We start from the raw sequence: 17,945 nt of genomic DNA, 5'->3' as shown, positions 1-17,945 counted from the left end.
TATCATCAAAATTAAGAAAGAAAGGAATTGAACCCACCCTAAAAGCAGTGGGAAAAAGATAGTTGGTCTAGCGAGCATCGCTCACTGTACCCAACTCCTATTTTCCCTTTGCTTTTTGACGGGTTTGGTATCTTTCTCAATATAAAATATAAAATAAAGAAAGGTAGAGCGTGTGTTTTGATTTGAACACGAGCGGAAAACTTTTCTAAAAACTCAGAAGAGAAGGGGAATTCGGGCTTGAATTGAAGCCGGTCTAATCTTCTCGATATCATCAAAATTAAGAAAGAAAGGAATTGAACCCACCCTAAAAGCAGTGGGAAAAAGATAGTTGGTCTAGCGAGCATCGCTCACTGCACCCAACTCCTATTTTCCCTTTGCTTTTTGACGGGTTTGGTATCTTATATTATGTCTATCCATATTGCTGCTCAGCAGGGTGAAATTGCTGATAAAATTCTTCTTCCTGGGGATCCTCTTCGTGCTAAGTTTATTGCGGAGAATTTCCTTGAAGATGCTGTTTGTTTTAACGAAGTGCGTAACATGTTTGGTTACACTGGTACTTACAAGGGCCACCGTGTATCTGTCATGGGAACTGGGATGGGGATGCCATCTATTTCGATTTATGCGCGTGAGTTGATTGTTGACTACGGTGTGAAGAAATTGATCCGTGTGGGAACAGCAGGTTCATTGAATGAAGATGTTCACGTCCGTGAATTGGTTTTGGCGCAAGCAGCTGCAACCAACTCTAACATCATCCGCAATGACTGGCCACAGTACGATTTCCCACAAATCGCTAGCTTTGATTTGCTGGACAAGGCCTACCATATCGCTAAAGAACTTGGTATGACAACCCACGTTGGGAACGTTTTGTCTTCTGATGTCTTTTACTCAAACTACATTGAAAAGAATATCGAGATTGGTAAATGGGGAGTCAAGGCTGTGGAAATGGAAGCAGCAGCTCTCTACTATTTGGCTGCCCAACATCATGTTGATGCCCTTGCTATCATGACTATTTCTGATAGTTTGGTCAATCCAGATGAAGACACGACTGCAGAAGAACGTCAAAATACCTTCACTGATATGATGAAGGTCGGTTTGGAAACCTTGATTGCAGAATAATTATAGCCAAAAAGGAAGCCCTTCTTTATGAATTGGAGGACTTCCTTTTCTTATCCAGAAATTGATCTAGTTCTTTCTGATTTCGAAGAATAGTGACTTTATGTGAGTATTCTTGGCAAAGTTTTTGGTAATTTTCTTTTTGAGCTTTAGCCCGCCCCTCCCAAAGAATCCATCTGATAAACTCCCAATTAAATTGTTCTTGACAACCAGCTGCCATACTTTCTCTGACCTTGCCTCGGTATTTGAGGTATCGTTTAAAGGCTCGAAAGAGACAGGTCAATGGCGAAAAATTAAGAAAGATGATTTGGTCAGCTTCCTGCATTCTTTCCTCATAGAAACACCAAGAATAATTTCCATCGATGACCCAAGCTTTATGATTGGTGAGAAAGTTTTTCATCTCGGTCAACATCCATTCTTGGTCACTGTCTTGCCAACCAGGCTGAAATTGGAGTGTGTCCATATGTAGTTTGGGGATGGAGTAGCAGTGAGACAACTTTTCTGCTAGAGTTGACTTACCAGAACCAGAATATCCGATAATTGCGATTTTCATTTTCTACCTTTTCCTATTTGGAGACAAAAAAACAGCCTCTATGGACTGTTTCTTATTTAGCAAGTTTAGCTGAAAGACGAGCTTTATCGCGGCTTGCTTTGTTTTTGTGAATCAAACCTTTAGTTTCTGCTTTATCGATAGCTGAGCTAGCAGCACGGAAAAGTTCTTCAGATGGGTTTGCTTCGAAAGCTTTGATAGCAGTACGCATAGCTGATTTTTGAGCTGAGTTCTTTTCGTTTTGTTTAACGTTCAATTCAGCGCGTTTGATAGCTGATTTAATGTTTGCCAATGTTCTTACCTCCATATTTACTAACTATACCATTATATCTGAAAACTTACGTTTTGACAAGGGAAAATTATTTTTTTAAGTAAATTTCATCGATTTCATGGTTCTTTGTTTTATGAAGAATCACTTCTGCACGATTTCTAGTTGGTTCAATATAATTTTGTAGATTTGTGAGATTGATACTGGTCCAGACCTGATGGGCAAAGGATTCCACTTCCCCAATCGGCATTTGTGTAAAACGATAATAGTAGCTATCAGGGTCGTTTTGAGCTAGGCTCAGCATTTTCAAGAAACGGTCTAGATACCAACTCTCGATGTCATCGACTGCAGCATCAACATAGATGGAAAAGTCAAAGAAGTCAGTAATGTAGAGACGCTCGTTTTGTGGATTTTGAAAGACATTTATTCCCTCAACAATGACAAAATCAGCAGCTTTGACGCTTTGCTTTTCCTCGGGTACGATGTCGTAGACTTCATGAGAATAGACAGGAATATCTACATCTTGTCCATTTTTGATGTGATCCAGGAAGTTGAGAAGAGCTTCCATATCATAGCTTTCAGGAAATCCCTTGCGATTTAAAATCCCTTGTTCAATCAAGGTCTGGTTGGGATAGAGAAAGCCGTCAGTTGTTACCAACTCAACTGTAGCATCTGTAAGTGTACGGGACAGTAGGATTTGAAGTAGGCGACTGGTTGTGGATTTTCCAACGGCAACACTCCCAGAAACCCCAATGATAAAAGGCTGAGCTTTACTCTCACGTTGAAGAAAAATTCCTTTTGAAAAGGCCAAATCATCCTTGGTACGCTTGTAAATCTGGATGAGATGGGCTAGGGGAAGATAGACATCGGTCACATCCTGCAAGCTAATCTGGTCATTAAAACTCTTGATGGATTCTAATTCCTCTTCAGTCAAAGGAGGTGTTGTCTTCCGATGTAAAGATTGCCAAGTCTGGCGGCTGATTTTTTCAAAATGTAAAAATTCGTTGGTCATAAGTTTGTCTTTCTGATTCGATATCTTAGTATAGCATATTTTGGGACTAAAAACATCTAGTATCTGATAGAAAAAGTTTCTTTCGATTAGAAAAATAATAACAAACTACATCGTATTGTCAAATTACTTGGAAACGATTTAATATTTCGTTAAATTATGGTAAAATAGTTTCATGAGTAAAATGTATTATGCAGAAAATCCTGACGCTGCTCACGATATTCATGAGTTGCGAGTAGAATTGTTGGGACAAAAAATGACCTTTTTAACGGATGCGGGTGTTTTTAGCAAGAAAATGGTTGATTTTGGAAGTCAACTCTTGCTCAAGTGTCTTGAGGTCAACCAAGGAGAAACTGTCCTTGATGTAGGCTGTGGTTACGGACCTTTGGGCTTGTCCTTAGCTAAGGCTTATGGAGTTCAGGCGACCATGGTCGACATCAACAATCGTGCCTTGGATTTGGCACGACAAAATGCTGAACGAAATAAAGTGGCAGCTACGATTTTCCAGTCTAACATCTATGAACAAGTTGAAGGGAAATTTGACCATGTCATTGCCAACCCCCCTATCCGTGCAGGTAAGCAAGTGGTTCATGAAATCATTGAGAAAAGTAAAGATTTCTTGGAAACTGGTGGGGATTTAACAATCGTTATCCAGAAGAAACAAGGGGCTCCAAGTGCCAAGTCCAAGATGGAAGATGTGTTTGGTAATTGTGAAATCGTCAAAAAAGATAAGGGATACTATATCCTTAGAAGTGTGAAAGAATGAGAGCAGTTGATTTAATCCAAAAGAAACGAGACGGTCAAGAACTGACTTCGAGTGAAATTGAATGGCTAGTTGAAGGCTATGTGTCAGGAACTGTTCCTGATTATCAGATGTCTGCTTTTGCTATGGCTGTTTATTTCAAAGGAATGACGACTCGAGAAATCTCTGATCTGACTATGAAAATGGTTAAGACTGGTCAAGAGTTTGATTTATCTGCTATTGATGGGGTTAAGGTTGACAAGCATTCTACTGGGGGTGTTGGTGATAAGGTAACCTTGATTTTGGCTCCCCTTGTTGCTAGCTTCGGTGTGCCTGTGGCAAAAATGAGTGGTCGTGGTCTCGGCCATACGGGCGGTACGATTGATAAATTGGAGTCCATTAAGGGCTATCAAGTAGAACGTAGTCAAGAGGATTTTATTCACCAAGTTCAGGACATTGGTGTATCTGTCATTGGGCAATCAGACCAGCTGGTCAAAGCGGATAAGCTTCTCTACGCCCTACGTGATGTGACCGCAACTGTCGATACGATTCCTTTGATTGCCAGTTCTGTCATGAGCAAGAAAATCGCGGCAGGAGCAGATGCTATTTTGCTAGACGTGACCGTTGGTGAGGGTGCTTTCATGAAGACGGTTGATGAGGCGCATGAGTTGGCTCAAACCATGGTGGAACTTGGTAAGGCAGTTGGTAGAAAAACGGTAGCAGTGATTACGGATATGAGCCAGCCCTTGGGACGAGCGATTGGAAATCGTCTGGAAATTCTTGAAGCACTGGAGATTTTACAAGGTCAAGGACGTCAGGATATTACCCACTTCATCTGTGAATTGGCTCAAATTATGCTTGACTTGGCAAATGTAAACAAGACAGTTGAAGAAGTTCACCAACATCTTGAGAATGGTCAAGCGCTGGCTAAGTTTGAGGAAATGGTCCAAGCCCAAGGTGGAGACTTGGAAGACCTCTATCGTCCTGTAAATGTGGCCCATGTGGTGGAAATCCCTGCTCAGGAAACGGGTGTCATTTCAGCTCTTCCAGCTATGGAATTTGGACTTTATGCTATGAGACTGGGGGCAGGCCGTGCAGTCAAGTCTGATGCCTTGGACTATGAAACAGGAATTGTTTTTGAAAAGAAAGTTGGAGATTCCGTTCAAAAGGGAGAAATTGTTGCAAAAGTATACACAAATGGAAAAATTTCTCCTCAGCTAGTTACAGATTTTCAAAAATATGTTAAAATAAATGATAGTGTGCAAAGTTTACGAGAAATCATAGAAATAATCTCATAAACTGCAGGAGAATCCGAATATGAAATTAAATAAATATATCGATCATACACTTTTGAAACAAGATGCGACAGAAAATCAAATTGATTGTTTGTTGTCTGAAGCTAGAGAGTATGATTTTGCCAGTGTTTGCGTTAATCCGATCTGGGTTGAACATGCTAAAAAAGGTCTTGAAGACACAGATGTCAAGGTCTGCACAGTAGTAGGTTTCCCCTTGGGAGCAACAACTTCAGCTGTGAAAGCATTTGAAACCAAAGAAGCTATTCAAAATGGTGCAGATGAGATTGATATGGTGATCAATGTTGGAGCTCTCAAGTCGGGTAATTTAGCCTTGGTTGAGTCAGATATTCGCGCAGTCGTGGAAGCAAGTAGGGACAAGTTAGTGAAAGTCATTATTGAAGCTTGCCTTCTGACTGACCAAGAAAAAGTTTTGGCTTGCCAATTAGCTCAAAAAGCTGGAGCTGATTTTGTTAAAACATCTACTGGCTTTTCAACTGGTGGTGCTACGATAGCAGATGTTAGATTAATGCGTGAAACAGTTGGACCTGATATGGGAGTCAAGGCTGCTGGCGGAGCTCGTTCTTATGCAGATGCTCTTGCCTTTGTGGAAGCTGGGGCGACCCGTATTGGAACGTCAGCTGGGGTAGCCATTTTAAAAGGAGAATTGGCTGATGGCGACTACTGAGTTGATTGAACTAGCAATTGAAACCAGCAAGAAAGCCTATGTGCCCTATTCTCATTTTCCAGTCGGAGCTGTTCTAGTGGCGAAAGACGGAAGTGTTTACACGGGAGTGAATATCGAAAATGCTAGCTATCCTTTGACCAATTGCGGTGAGAGAACAGCCATTTTTAAGGCTGTATCTGAAGGCCAAAGAGAATTTTCAGAATTGATTGTCTATGGACAGACTGAAAAACCAATCTCGCCATGTGGAGCTTGTCGCCAAGTGATGGCTGAATTTTTTGAACAAGATCTAAAAGTGACCTTAGTCGCAAAAGATAAATCGACGGTCGAGATGACGGTCGGGGAGTTACTTCCATACTCTTTTACAGACTTAAACTAGTCTGAGTCGCTCTCTGAGTGGCACGGTCCTTGTGGCCAATCAATCCATACTTGCAACATCGTTGCACATCTTATTTAGGAGGTTCAGTAATGAACAAGAAACAATGGCTAGGCCTTGGTCTAGTTGCAGTGGCAGCAGTTGGACTTGCTGCATGTGGTAACCGCTCTTCTCGTAACGCAGCTTCATCTTCTGATGTGAAGACAAAAGCAGCAATCGTCACTGATACTGGTGGTGTTGATGACAAATCATTCAACCAATCAGCTTGGGAAGGTTTGCAAGACTGGGGTAAAGAACACAATCTTTCAAAAGATAAAGGTTTCACTTACTTCCAATCAACAAGTGAAGCTGACTACGCTAACAACTTGCAACAAGCTGCTGGAAGCTACAACCTAATCTTCGGTGTTGGTTTTGCCCTTCACAATGCAGTTAAAGATGCAGCAGAAGAGCACACTGATTTGAACTATGTTTTGATTGATGATGTGATTAAAGATAAAAAGAATGTTGCTAGTGTAACTTTCGCTGACAATGAATCTGCTTATCTCGCAGGTGTTGCAGCGGCTAAAACAACTAAGACAAAACAAGTTGGTTTTGTAGGTGGTATGGAGTCTGAAGTTATCTCTCGTTTTGAAGCTGGTTTCAAGGCAGGTGTTGCCTCGGTAGATTCATCTATAAAAGTACAAGTTGACTATGCTGGTTCATTTAATGATAATGCCAAAGGTAAAACAATTGCAGCGGCACAATACGCAGCTGGTGCAGACGTTGTTTACCAAGTAGCTGGTGGTACAGGTGCAGGTGTCTTTGCAGAAGCAAAATCACTCAACGAGAGCCGTCCTGAAAGTGAAAAAGTTTGGGTTATCGGTGTTGACCGTGACCAAGAAGTAGAAGGTAAATACACTTCTAAAGATGGTAAAGAATCAAACTTCGTTCTTGTATCTACTTTGAAACAAGTTGGCACAACTGTAAAAGATATTGCTAACAAAGCAGAAAAAGGTGAGTTCCCTGGCGGTCAAGTAATCGTTTACTCATTGAAAGATAAAGGTGTTGACTTGGCAGTAACAAACCTTTCAGAAGAAGGTAAAAAAGCTGTTGAAGATGCAAAAGCTAAAATCCTTGATGGAAGCGTAAAAGTTCCTGCAAAATAATGGATGGAAGTCATTTCTTAGGAAGCGGCCCTCGGCCGCTTTTTTAAGAGTTGAGACAAAATCATTTTGTCTCAGTAAAGCTTGCTACTAGACAAACTAGCAAGTTTTATTGAAATAAAATAAGACTCTGAAAGGAAGAGCACATGGCACACGAAAATGTCATTGAGATGCGTGATATTACCAAGGTGTTTGGTGAATTTGTTGCCAACGACAAAATCAACCTGCACCTACGAAAAGGTGAAATTCATGCACTTTTAGGAGAAAATGGGGCTGGAAAGTCCACGCTAATGAACATGTTAGCAGGGCTTCTTGAACCAACCAGTGGTGAAATTGTGGTCAACGGTCAAGTTGTCAACCTCGACTCCCCATCTAAAGCAGCTAGCTTGGGAATCGGGATGGTTCACCAGCACTTTATGTTGGTAGAAGCCTTCACAGTGGCTGAAAACATCATTTTAGGTAGTGAATTGACTAAAAATGGTGTGCTAGATATCGCTGGAGCTAGCAAAGAAATCAAGGCTCTTTCTGAACGTTACGGCTTAGATGTTGATCCTTCTGCTAAGGTGGCAGATATCTCAGTTGGAGCCCAACAACGTGTAGAAATTTTAAAAACCCTTTATCGTGGGGCTGATATTCTTATCTTTGACGAACCAACGGCTGTCTTGACTCCATCAGAAATTGATGAGTTGATGGCTATTTTGAAAAATCTTGTCAAAGAAGGGAAATCAATTATCTTGATTACCCACAAGTTGGACGAGATTCGTGCAGTTTCTGACCGCGTTACAGTTATCCGTCGTGGGAAATCAATTGAAACTGTCGAAATCGCAGGGGCTACCAATGCTGATTTGGCAGAAATGATGGTAGGACGTTCTGTTTCCTTTAAAACAGAGAAACAAGCCTCTCAACCAAAAGAAGTAGTCTTGTCAATCAAAGATTTGGTGGTCAATGAAAACCGCGGTGTCCCAGCTGTGAAAAATCTGTCCTTGGATGTTCGAGCGGGAGAGATTGTTGGTATTGCGGGGATTGATGGAAATGGTCAGTCTGAACTGATTCAAGCCATCACAGGTCTTCGCAAGGTTGAATCTGGTAGCATTGAGCTAAAAGGAGATTCAATTGTAGGCTTGCACCCACGACAAATTACAGAACTAAGTGTTGGGCACGTTCCAGAAGACCGTCACCGTGATGGCTTGATTTTGGAAATGATGATCTCTGAAAATATTGCCCTTCAAACCTACTATAAAGAACCACATAGTAAAAATGGAATTTTGAACTATTCAAATATTACTTCTTATGCTAAAAAGCTAATGGAAGAGTTTGATGTTCGTGCTGCTAGTGAAATTGTTCCTGCAGCTGCACTTTCAGGAGGAAATCAACAAAAAGCAATTATTGCTCGTGAAATTGATCGAGATCCTGATCTCCTTATCGTCAGCCAGCCAACTCGTGGGTTGGATGTCGGTGCCATTGAATATATCCACAAGCGCTTGATTGAAGAGCGTGATAATGGTAAGGCTGTCCTTGTTGTCAGCTTTGAGTTGGATGAGATTTTAAACGTCTCAGACCGTATTGCCGTTATCCACGATGGTAAGATTCAAGGTATTGTATCACCAGAAACAACCAATAAACAAGAACTAGGTGTCTTGATGGCGGGTGGAAACTTGGGAAAGGAGAAGAGTGATGTCTAAAAAATTACAACAAATTTCGGTTCCCTTGATTTCTGTCTTCCTAGGAATTTTACTCGGAGCCATTGTTATGTGGATCTTCGGTTATGATGCTATTTGGGGCTACGAAGAATTGTTCTATACAGCCTTTGGTAGTCTGCGTGGGATTGGAGAAATCTTCCGTGCTATGGGGCCTCTAATCCTGATTGGTCTTGGTTTTGCCGTTGCCAGTCGCGCCGGTTTCTTTAACGTTGGGCTTCCTGGTCAGGCTTTGGCAGGTTGGATTCTCAGTGGTTGGTTTGCCTTGTCGCATCCAGATATGCCACGTCCCTTGATGATTCTAGCAACTATCGTGATTGCCTTGATTGCTGGTGGGATTGTCGGAGCGATTCCAGGTATACTTAGAGCTTATCTAGGGACATCAGAGGTTATCGTAACCATCATGATGAACTACATTGTCTTGTATGTAGGAAATGCCTTTATCCATGCCTTTCCTAAAGACTTTATGCAAAGTACAGATTCGACAATTCGTGTTGGGGCTAATGCAACCTATCAGACACCTTGGTTGGCTGAGTTGACTGGTAATTCGCGGATGAATATTGGTATTTTCTTTGCCATCATTGCCGTTGCAGTTATTTGGTTCATGCTCAAGAAAACAACCCTTGGTTTTGAAATCCGTGCGGTTGGTCTTAATCCACATGCTTCAGAATATGCTGGTATTTCTGCAAAAAGAACGATTATCCTCTCAATGATTATTTCAGGTGCCTTGGCAGGTCTTGGTGGAGCTGTTGAAGGACTTGGAACCTTCCAGAACGTCTATGTTCAAGGGGCATCTTTAGCTGTTGGATTTAACGGTATGGCGGTTAGTCTGCTTGCGGCCAACTCACCAATTGGTATTCTCTTTGCAGCCTTCCTATTTGGTGTTCTCCAAGTTGGAGCCCCTGGTATGAATGCGGCGCAGGTACCGTCTGAGCTTGTCAGCATTGTAACAGCGTCTATTATCTTCTTTGTCAGTGTTCATTACCTTATCGAACGCTTTGTCAAACCGAAAAAACAAGTTAAAGGAGGTAAGTAAAGATGTCTATTACAACCTTGCTCACCCTCTTGGTGTCTTCTATGCTGATTTACTCAGCGCCCCTCATCTTTACAAGTATCGGTGGTGTTTTCTCTGAACGTGGTGGTGTGGTAAACGTCGGCCTTGAAGGAATTATGGTTATGGGTGCCTTTTCTGGAGTCGTCTTTAACCTTGAATTTGCAGAACAATTTGGAGCAGCAACTCCATGGCTATCCTTGCTTGTAGCAGGATTGGTTGGAGGCCTCTTCTCTATCATCCACGCAGCAGCGACGGTTCATTTCCGTGCAGACCATGTTGTCAGCGGTACGGTATTGAACTTGATGGCGCCTGCCCTGGCTGTTTTCTTGGTGAAAGTTCTTTATAACAAAGGACAAACCGACAACCTAAGTCAGACTTTTGGACGCTTTGATTTCCCAGTCTTGGCAAATATCCCAGTTATCGGTGATATATTCTTCAAGTCAACAAGTCTGCTAGGTTATATCGCGATTGTCTTCTCGTTCCTTGCTTGGTTTATTCTCTTCAAAACGCGCTTTGGTCTTCGTCTCCGCTCTGTTGGTGAACATCCTCAAGCAGCAGATACTTTGGGAATCAATGTCTACAAGATGAGATATTTAGGGGTTATTATTTCAGGTTTCCTAGGTGGAATTGGCGGAGCGATTTATGCTCAATCCATCTCAGTTAACTTCTCGGTAACAACTATCGTTGGACCTGGATTTATTGCTCTTGCTGCGATGATCTTCGGAAAATGGAATCCAATCGGAGCCATGCTATCTAGTCTCTTCTTTGGACTTTCACAAAGTTTGGCTGTTATCGGTTCTCAATTGCCGTTCCTACAAGGTGTGCCAACAGTTTATCTTCAAATCGCACCTTATGTTTTGACAATTCTTGTCTTAGCAGCCTTCTTTGGAAAAGCAGTTGCACCAAAAGCAGATGGTATCAACTATATCAAATCAAAATAAGCATACAAAAAAACGTCAGTTCAAAACTGGCGTTTTATTTTTTAGGATGTTGGTGACTTAGGTTCAATCCCCAAGGGACCAAATTTTCAGTTTTATTTTTGATACGAGAGATATTGTCCTTATGACGAATGATAATCAAACTAGCAAGAGCTAGGATAATAGCGATGAAGAGAGGATCATAGTGATTCAGAATAAAACCAAAAAGTGGAAAAAGTAGAACCCCGATAACAGCCGCGATAGATGCTGTGACACTAGATAGTGAAATCATACTACCAAGATAGAGGGTTCCAAAGAAAACAACTGCTAGGTAGAGACAGAAGACAGGCGCAAATCCGAAAACCACTCCTGCACTGGTTGCGACAGCCTTACCACCCTTAAATCCTGCAAAGAGAGGGAAGGTATGTCCAATGACAGCCAAAAGTCCAAAGATGAGAGGCGAAACACCTTGCAGATGAAACATAATCGGAAGAAGTGTTGCTAGGGTTCCTTTGAAAAAGTCAATCACAAAGGTTGCCATACCAGCTTTCTTGCCTAAAATGCGGAAAGTATTGGTTGTTCCAGTATTGCCAGAACCATGTTCACGCAGATTGATTTGAAAGAATACTTGTCCAATCCAGAGACCAGACGGAATCGAACCCAGCAGATAGGCTAGGATTAATAAAACTATTGTAATCATACTCCTATTATATCATGAAATGGAGAAGAAAGGCAGAGAATCTCTTCTGAAATTGTCACAGCGGAGAAAGAAAAATTTTGCAAAATCCTTAGAAAACCTGTAGAATAGTAAAGATGAACGAATAGGAGGTTCCTTGTGTCAAAAAAGGAAATCAATATTAACAATTATAATGATGACGCCATTCAGGTGCTAGAAGGGTTGGATGCAGTCCGAAAACGTCCAGGGATGTATATTGGATCGACTGATGGAGCAGGACTCCACCACCTCGTCTGGGAAATCGTCGATAATGCGGTCGATGAAGCCCTGTCTGGGTTTGGCGATCGTATTGATGTGACCATTAATAAAGATGGAAGTTTAACGGTTCAAGACCACGGACGTGGAATGCCAACTGGTATGCACGCGATGGGAATTCCAACTGTTGAGGTTATCTTTACCATTCTTCATGCAGGAGGGAAATTCGGTCAGGGTGGCTACAAGACATCTGGTGGTCTCCACGGGGTGGGTTCTTCCGTTGTTAACGCTCTTTCAAGTTGGCTAGAAGTTGAAATCACTCGCGATGGTGCAATCTACAAGCAACGTTTTGAAAATGGTGGAAAACCTGTCACGACTCTGAAGAAAATCGGTACAGCACCCAAGTCTAAAACAGGTACCAAGGTTACTTTTATGCCTGATGCGACGATCTTCTCTACGACAGACTTCAAGTACAATACCATCTCAGAGCGTCTTAATGAATCAGCCTTTCTCTTGAAAAATGTGACCTTGTCATTAACGGACAAACGAACAGAGGAAGCTATTGAATTCCACTATGAGAACGGGGTGCAGGACTTTGTTTCTTACCTCAACGAAGACAAGGAAACCTTGACGCCAGTCCTTTACTTTGAAGGTGAAGACAACGGGTTCCAAGTGGAAGTAGCTCTCCAGTACAATGATGGATTCTCAGATAACATTCTGTCCTTTGTTAATAACGTTCGCACCAAAGATGGTGGTACGCACGAGACAGGACTCAAGTCTGCCATTACCAAGGTTATGAACGACTATGCGCGTAAGACGGGGCTTCTCAAGGAAAAAGATAAAAACCTTGAAGGTTCAGACTATCGTGAGGGACTAGCGGCTGTCCTCTCTATTCTAGTCCCTGAAGAACATTTGCAGTTTGAGGGTCAGACCAAGGACAAACTAGGAAGTCCACTAGCTCGTCCCGTTGTGGATGGAATTGTGGCGGATAAGTTGACCTTTTTCCTTATGGAAAATGGTGAATTGGCTTCTAACCTCATCCGCAAGGCTATTAAGGCCCGTGATGCTCGTGAAGCAGCACGTAAGGCGCGTGATGAGAGCCGTAATGGTAAGAAAAATAAAAAAGACAAGGGCCTCTTGTCTGGAAAATTGACCCCAGCCCAGTCTAAGAATCCGGCTAAGAATGAACTCTATCTAGTCGAGGGGGATTCTGCCGGAGGTTCTGCCAAACAAGGCCGTGACCGCAAGTTCCAGGCAATCTTGCCTCTTCGTGGTAAGGTTATCAATACAGCCAAGGCCAAGATGGCGGATATCCTCAAAAATGAAGAAATCAACACCATGATTTATACCATCGGTGCTGGTGTAGGAGCAGATTTCTCCCTTGAAGATGCCAACTATGACAAGATTATTATCATGACCGATGCGGACACCGATGGTGCCCATATTCAAACACTTCTCTTAACCTTTTTCTACCGTTATATGCGTCCGCTAGTTGAGGCGGGACATGTCTATATTGCTCTCCCTCCTCTTTACAAGATGTCAAAAGGTAAAGGTAAGAAAGAAGAAGTAGCCTACGCATGGACAGACGGAGAACTTGAAGAACTCCGCAAGCAGTTCGGTAAAGGCGCTACCCTACAGCGCTACAAGGGACTTGGTGAGATGAATGCGGACCAGCTCTGGGAAACAACCATGAATCCAGAAACCCGTACCCTCATACGTGTCACCATCGAAGACCTGGCTCGCGCCGAACGCCGTGTCAATGTCCTCATGGGAGACAAGGTCGAACCACGCCGTAAGTGGATTGAGGATAATGTCAAATTTACGCTGGAAGAAGCGACAGTGTTTTAATGAAAGAAAATAATATGTTAGTAAACTGGAAATTAGAGTCGGATGTGAATGACTATGTGAAAAAGCAGTTTGAAAATCTTGGTTTGAAAAAATTGCAGGATTATAATGAAGAATCTGCTATGAGTGCTTATCTCAAAGAGGCGCTTAAGGGAGCGGCTAAGACGCAAACTAAGACTAATTTTGGAAAACCAGATTTTCATATTGAAAAATACAAACAAATTCCTATCCTGATTGAAAACAAACTCAAATTATCTAAGCTAGTTGCTCAAACAAAGGAAGGTATTAAGTTTGATGATAAATCAATTAGTGATTTTGCAGTGAATGGGGCTTTGCATTATGCGAGGGCAGTTATTGATAGTGGTAAATATCATGAAGCCGTCGCAGTTGGTGTTGCAGGAGATAACGAAGAAAATGTGACTATCAAAGTTTATTATGTCTTTGGTTCTGCTCCTAATGCCTATAAAGAGCTATCAAAGGTAACGACTTTTGATTTTTTGGAAAATGAGTCCACCTTTGAGACTTTCTACAAAGATGCTGTCTTGAGCGAAGAAGAAAAACACCAAATTCTGATTGATAGTCAAGCGACCTTGCAAGGCTATGCTAAAAAGCTCAATAAATTGATGCACAATCATAATATCACAGCTCCTCAACGGGTGCTTTATGTGTCTGGTATGCTATTATCTATGCAGGATATCGTAGATTGCAAAGGCAACAAGGTTGATGAGGGCTTAATACCTGATGATTTAAAGGGTGTACAGTCTGAAACCAAGCGTGATGGTAAGAAAGTAGTTGATCAAATCAAGGCATTCCTAGATGAATGTGAAATCAATGAAGACAAGAAAACTCTCATGTTAGCTTCTTTTGGAGAAATTTCCAAAGATAGCCAGCGTGATGAGTTGACCACCAATGATAAAGAAGTAGCACAACTTCTCCCTCAAAAGGAAAATTCTGTTACCAAGCAAATCTTCACTTTTATCTATGAAAATATTTTCAAATCCATTGATGGTTTGGGTGGGCATATCGATATTATGGGGGAGATGTACTCCGAATTTCTCAAGTACGCTTTGGGAGATGGAAAAGAAATTGGTATTGTCCTGACCCCTCCGTATGTTACCAAAATGATGGCGCAAATTCTGGGGATAACCAGTGAGAGCAAGGTTATGGATTTGGCGACTGGTTCAGCTGGTTTCCTCATTTCAGCGATGGAGTTGATGATAGATTATGCCAATACCAGTTTTGGGAAGGGGACTTCTCGAGCCAACGATGAGATTGCAAAGCTCAAGAAAGATAATCTACTAGGAATAGAACTAAATGCAGAGATGTATACCTTGGCGACAACCAATATGATTCTTCGTGGAGATGGTTCTAGTCGAATTGAAAAAGGTTCAGCCTTTAATCGTCCTGAGAGTCTATTTACGGATTTTAAAGCTAATCGTGTCTTGCTGAATCCACCTTTCTCTTATGAAGAAAATGGTCTTCCCTTTATAGCTTATGGTTTGGATAAGATGGAGCGTGGCGGTCTTGGTGCTATTATCATTCAAGATAGTGCTGGTTCTGGTAAGGCAACAAAGACAGCTAAAGCTATTTTGAAAAAGCATACCCTGCTTGCCTCTATTAAAATGCCCGTGGATCTTTTTGTTCCCATGGCAGGGGTCCAGACTTCTATCTATATTTTTAAGGCTCATGAGGTACACGATTACGACCAGACGGTTAAATTTATTGACTTTAGAAATGACGGTTTTAAACGTGCTAAGCGAGGTATTTCAGAGGTTGATAATCCTATCCAGCGTTACCAATATGTGATTAAAATTTATAAGGCTGGCAAGAGGGCAGAGGTTAGTAAAGAACTTTGGGATTTGGATGCAGTCTTTATTGAGGACTTTATCACTAACAAGGGTAATGATTGGAATTTCGAACAGCACCAGATCATTGATACAAAACCAACCTTGGACGATTTTAAAAAGACTGTTGCTGACTACCTAGCTTGGGAAGTAGAACAACTCCTGAAGAGTAAGGGAGAAGATAGCTCAAAAAAAGCCTAAGCCCTCGCCTTCAAAAACTGGAGGAGGAATTTGAAGCAAGTGGGGGCGAGTGGAGAGAGTATCGGATTGTTAATCTTTTTGATGTTAAAAATACTCATAATATTTTAAGTTCATGGGTAACATAAAATAGTGGTTTGGTACCATATGTGACAGCCTCTCAAAATAATAATTCTGTATCTAGTTATATAGAATACGATAAAAGTATGCTAGATGAAGGGAATTCTATTTTTATCGGCGGTAAAACCTTGGTAATCAGTTACCAGGAAAAGGATTATTTTTCAAATGATAGTCATAATCTTGCTCTGTATTTTAAAAATGAGGAATATAGAACAAAAGAAATACAACTTTATATGGTTTCAGCTTTATATAAGTCATTAAAACCTTTGTATAGTTGGGGAAATTCAATATCGAAACAAAAAATACAAAACGATTTTGTTTCCCTCCCAACTCTTAATAACGAATTAGCATTTTCATATATGGAAAACTACATCAAAGCGCTCGAGGCTTATCTAACTGTAACAAATCTTAGGGATTACCATCTTACAAAAAATGATGAAAAAGTACTTGACAAGTTTGAAAAACTTTCCGATACTAAGAGTAGAGGAGTCGGAGGCATTCCGACTTTCTCCAGTTACAATGATAACCTTGTTTCCGAATATTCATCAAGGACGACGTTTAAAGAAAGACGACCAGATAAACGGAGACTTGCCTTTTGTGATGGCTGGTACGACCAATACAGGTGTTGTTCGAAATATTGGAAATGATGTGCGTGTTTTTCCAAAACATTCTCTAACCATTGATATTTTTGGTAATACATTTTATAGAGGTTATGAGTTTGGCGCTGGAGATGATACAGGGGTATTTTGGAACGATAAAATGAAAGATAGTAAGGTTCTACTTTATCTCAAGACAATCATTGAAAAATCACTAGTAGGAAAATACGACTTTGGAAGTAAGTTGCGTGCTTCTCAAACACATAATTTTCAATTTGATGTCCCTCAAGTAAATAACCAAATCGACTATACATTTATGTCTGACTTTATTCGAGCAGTGGAGAAATTAGTTATCAAGGATTTAGTCATCTGGGCTGATAAAAAAATTGCTGCGACTAAAGAAGTAGTGGCAAGATAGTTCAGGATATCTGTCCTTTTTAGGGATTAGCTGTCCTGATTTTTAGGCAGCTTTTCCCTAAAAAGGACAAGTTGAGTTTTGATAACAGCTGTTTATTTACAACTTACAAAAATTTTACATTGAAAAAAGTAAGAAGGAGAATCCAGTGAATGGTGAATACGAAACCTAAAGGAGCTGCGAAGATTAGATTGTTCAAAATAAGTCATGCAGAGTATGGGCAAGTACTTGATGTGTTGGATGCGAAAACATCTATTTTAGATGTAACCAATATGATTTCTAATAGAGAGCCTGATTATGAGTATTTTATTCCACAAGTGATATTTTCATTGGACAAAGAGGCTAAGGAAAATGGTTTCTATTTTAGCGGACTCAACGGAGATTTTGCTTACTTACCAAAGGTTACTACAGACATTGTAGAGCTTGAGTTGCCAGATGAACTGAAAGAACATATTGCTAAAGGACACCCTGTTTTCTATACAAAATGGCGTTAATAAGGGGAAGATATGGTATTGGAAAATAAACTAGGCATAACCAACTCAGCCCAGTTGGCAGATGCAGAAGAAAAACTGACAAAAAAACAAGCAGCCCTGCTTTTTCAGACAGGAGATTTGTTTAAGATGGAAGTTGGTACATTTTCAGGGCTGTCAGCGATTCACTATTATCTTTTCTCAGGTATCTATGATTTCGCTGAAAAGATCCGCGATGTCAATATTGCAAAGGATAACTTCCAATTTGCCCCTCGTATTTTTTTAGAGCAATCCTTGCAGTATATTGACAAACTTCCTCATGACAATTTTGATCAAGTGGTTGATAAGTATGCGGATATGAATATCGCCCATCCTTTCCGTGAGGGTAATGGACGAGCTATGAGAATTTGGCTAGATTGTATGCTTCGCTAGAAGCTGGGTAAAGTGGTAGATTGGAACGCCATTGATAAGGATGAATACCTTAATGCCATGAAGCGTAGTGCAGTATCGACTGGAGAACTCAAGTATCTCCTCCTCAATAACCTGACGGATGACCTCACTCAGGCCCGTTTCTTTAAGGGTGTGGATGCTTCATATTATTACGAAGGGTACAGCCTTTACCAGACAGGGAAGTTATAGTATAGAAACTATCCAGTAAGAAGAAGCAGACACCTAGTAATC

18 protein-coding genes and 1 pseudogene are annotated in these 17,945 nt (G+C 41.1%); 15 read left to right on the top strand and 4 right to left on the bottom strand.

Annotated features, from left to right (window positions below; genetic code table 11):
• Nucleotides 1-405: 405 nt before the first annotated feature.
• Nucleotides 406-1,116, top strand: coding sequence for a purine-nucleoside phosphorylase (gene deoD / locus B7700_RS08845; protein WP_084888397.1), 711 nt, complete (start codon nucleotides 406-408; stop codon nucleotides 1,114-1,116).
• Between the two features lie 25 nt (nucleotides 1,117-1,141).
• Here the strand turns inward: deoD and B7700_RS08840 are convergent, their stop codons facing one another.
• The 3 genes from B7700_RS08840 to coaA form a co-directional block, all read right to left on the bottom strand.
• Nucleotides 1,142-1,666 carry a DNA topology modulation protein gene (locus tag B7700_RS08840; protein ID WP_084888395.1) on the bottom strand — a complete coding sequence of 175 codons (525 nt, stop codon included), beginning with the start codon at nucleotides 1,664-1,666 and terminating at the stop codon, nucleotides 1,142-1,144.
• A gap of 52 nt (nucleotides 1,667-1,718) precedes the next feature.
• Nucleotides 1,719-1,955: a 30S ribosomal protein S20 gene (rpsT, locus tag B7700_RS08835; RefSeq protein ID WP_001274000.1), complete on the bottom strand. Its 237-nt coding sequence runs from the start codon at nucleotides 1,953-1,955 to the stop codon at nucleotides 1,719-1,721.
• Between the two features lie 67 nt (nucleotides 1,956-2,022).
• Nucleotides 2,023-2,943: a type I pantothenate kinase gene (gene coaA / locus B7700_RS08830; RefSeq protein WP_084888393.1), complete on the bottom strand. Its 921-nt coding sequence runs from the start codon at nucleotides 2,941-2,943 to the stop codon at nucleotides 2,023-2,025.
• Nucleotides 2,944-3,115: 172 nt separating this feature from the next.
• Here coaA and B7700_RS08825 point away from each other — a divergent pair, with 172 nt between their 5' ends.
• The 8 genes from B7700_RS08825 (at nucleotide 3,116) to B7700_RS08790 (ending at nucleotide 10,869) form a co-directional block, all read left to right on the top strand.
• Nucleotides 3,116-3,706 (top strand): class I SAM-dependent methyltransferase, encoded by a 591-nt coding sequence (locus tag B7700_RS08825; RefSeq protein ID WP_084888391.1) that lies wholly within the window; start codon nucleotides 3,116-3,118, stop codon nucleotides 3,704-3,706.
• A complete protein-coding gene (locus tag B7700_RS08820) occupies nucleotides 3,703-4,980 on the top strand; it encodes a pyrimidine-nucleoside phosphorylase (RefSeq protein WP_084888389.1) in 1,278 nt (425 codons plus the stop codon). Before B7700_RS08825 ends, B7700_RS08820 begins: the two co-directional genes overlap by 4 nt.
• A gap of 19 nt (nucleotides 4,981-4,999) precedes the next feature.
• Nucleotides 5,000-5,662 carry a deoxyribose-phosphate aldolase gene (deoC, locus tag B7700_RS08815; RefSeq protein WP_084888387.1) on the top strand — a complete coding sequence of 221 codons (663 nt, stop codon included), beginning with the start codon at nucleotides 5,000-5,002 and terminating at the stop codon, nucleotides 5,660-5,662.
• A complete protein-coding gene (locus B7700_RS08810) occupies nucleotides 5,649-6,038 on the top strand; it encodes a cytidine deaminase (RefSeq protein ID WP_084888385.1) in 390 nt (129 codons plus the stop codon). The genes deoC and B7700_RS08810 overlap by 14 nt, the downstream gene beginning before the upstream one ends.
• A gap of 89 nt (nucleotides 6,039-6,127) precedes the next feature.
• Complete coding sequence (locus B7700_RS08805) at nucleotides 6,128-7,180, top strand: BMP family lipoprotein (RefSeq protein ID WP_001036139.1); 1,053 nt, start codon at nucleotides 6,128-6,130, stop codon at nucleotides 7,178-7,180.
• Nucleotides 7,181-7,323: 143 nt separating this feature from the next.
• Nucleotides 7,324-8,859 (top strand): ABC transporter ATP-binding protein, encoded by a 1,536-nt coding sequence (locus B7700_RS08800; protein ID WP_084888382.1) that lies wholly within the window; start codon nucleotides 7,324-7,326, stop codon nucleotides 8,857-8,859.
• Nucleotides 8,852-9,910, top strand: a complete 1,059-nt coding sequence (locus B7700_RS08795; RefSeq protein ID WP_084888380.1) for an ABC transporter permease — start codon at nucleotides 8,852-8,854, stop codon at nucleotides 9,908-9,910. Before B7700_RS08800 ends, B7700_RS08795 begins: the two co-directional genes overlap by 8 nt.
• 2 nt (nucleotides 9,911-9,912) lie before the next feature.
• On the top strand, nucleotides 9,913-10,869 hold the full coding sequence (locus tag B7700_RS08790) for an ABC transporter permease (RefSeq protein WP_084888378.1): 957 nt from the start codon (nucleotides 9,913-9,915) through the stop codon (nucleotides 10,867-10,869).
• Nucleotides 10,870-10,903: 34 nt separating this feature from the next.
• Here the strand turns inward: B7700_RS08790 and plsY are convergent, their stop codons facing one another.
• Complete coding sequence (gene plsY / locus B7700_RS08785; RefSeq protein WP_084888376.1) at nucleotides 10,904-11,545, bottom strand: glycerol-3-phosphate 1-O-acyltransferase PlsY; 642 nt, start codon at nucleotides 11,543-11,545, stop codon at nucleotides 10,904-10,906.
• 135 nt (nucleotides 11,546-11,680) lie between these two features.
• Here plsY and parE point away from each other — a divergent pair, with 135 nt between their 5' ends.
• The 6 genes and pseudogenes from parE to fic all read left to right on the top strand — a co-directional run bounded on the left by parE (nucleotide 11,681) and on the right by fic (nucleotide 17,903).
• Nucleotides 11,681-13,624 carry a DNA topoisomerase IV subunit B gene (parE, locus tag B7700_RS08780; RefSeq protein ID WP_084888374.1) on the top strand — a complete coding sequence of 648 codons (1,944 nt, stop codon included), beginning with the start codon at nucleotides 11,681-11,683 and terminating at the stop codon, nucleotides 13,622-13,624.
• Nucleotides 13,625-13,638: 14 nt separating this feature from the next.
• On the top strand, nucleotides 13,639-15,666 hold the full coding sequence (locus B7700_RS08775; RefSeq protein WP_084888372.1) for an HsdM family class I SAM-dependent methyltransferase: 2,028 nt from the start codon (nucleotides 13,639-13,641) through the stop codon (nucleotides 15,664-15,666).
• A 134-nt stretch (nucleotides 15,667-15,800) separates the two neighbouring features.
• The gene (locus tag B7700_RS11210; RefSeq protein WP_338132011.1) at nucleotides 15,801-16,430 is read left to right on the top strand and encodes a restriction endonuclease subunit S; all 630 of its coding nucleotides are present in this window, start codon (nucleotides 15,801-15,803) and stop codon (nucleotides 16,428-16,430) included.
• Nucleotides 16,381-16,797: a hypothetical protein gene (locus B7700_RS08765; protein WP_239822560.1), complete on the top strand. Its 417-nt coding sequence runs from the start codon at nucleotides 16,381-16,383 to the stop codon at nucleotides 16,795-16,797. Before B7700_RS11210 ends, B7700_RS08765 begins: the two co-directional genes overlap by 50 nt.
• 149 nt (nucleotides 16,798-16,946) lie before the next feature.
• The gene (locus B7700_RS08760) at nucleotides 16,947-17,288 is read left to right on the top strand and encodes a hypothetical protein (protein ID WP_084888368.1); all 342 of its coding nucleotides are present in this window, start codon (nucleotides 16,947-16,949) and stop codon (nucleotides 17,286-17,288) included.
• Between the two features lie 12 nt (nucleotides 17,289-17,300).
• Nucleotides 17,301-17,903: pseudogene (gene fic / locus B7700_RS08755) on the top strand (protein adenylyltransferase Fic).
• The last annotated feature ends 42 nt before the right edge of the window (nucleotides 17,904-17,945 follow it).

Origin of the sequence: Streptococcus mitis, from assembly GCF_002096755.1 — a bacterium.
GTDB lineage: Bacteria > Bacillota > Bacilli > Lactobacillales > Streptococcaceae > Streptococcus > Streptococcus mitis_AC.
Note: the sequence above shows the minus strand (reverse complement) of the source record. Positions and strands in the feature narration are given on the sequence as shown.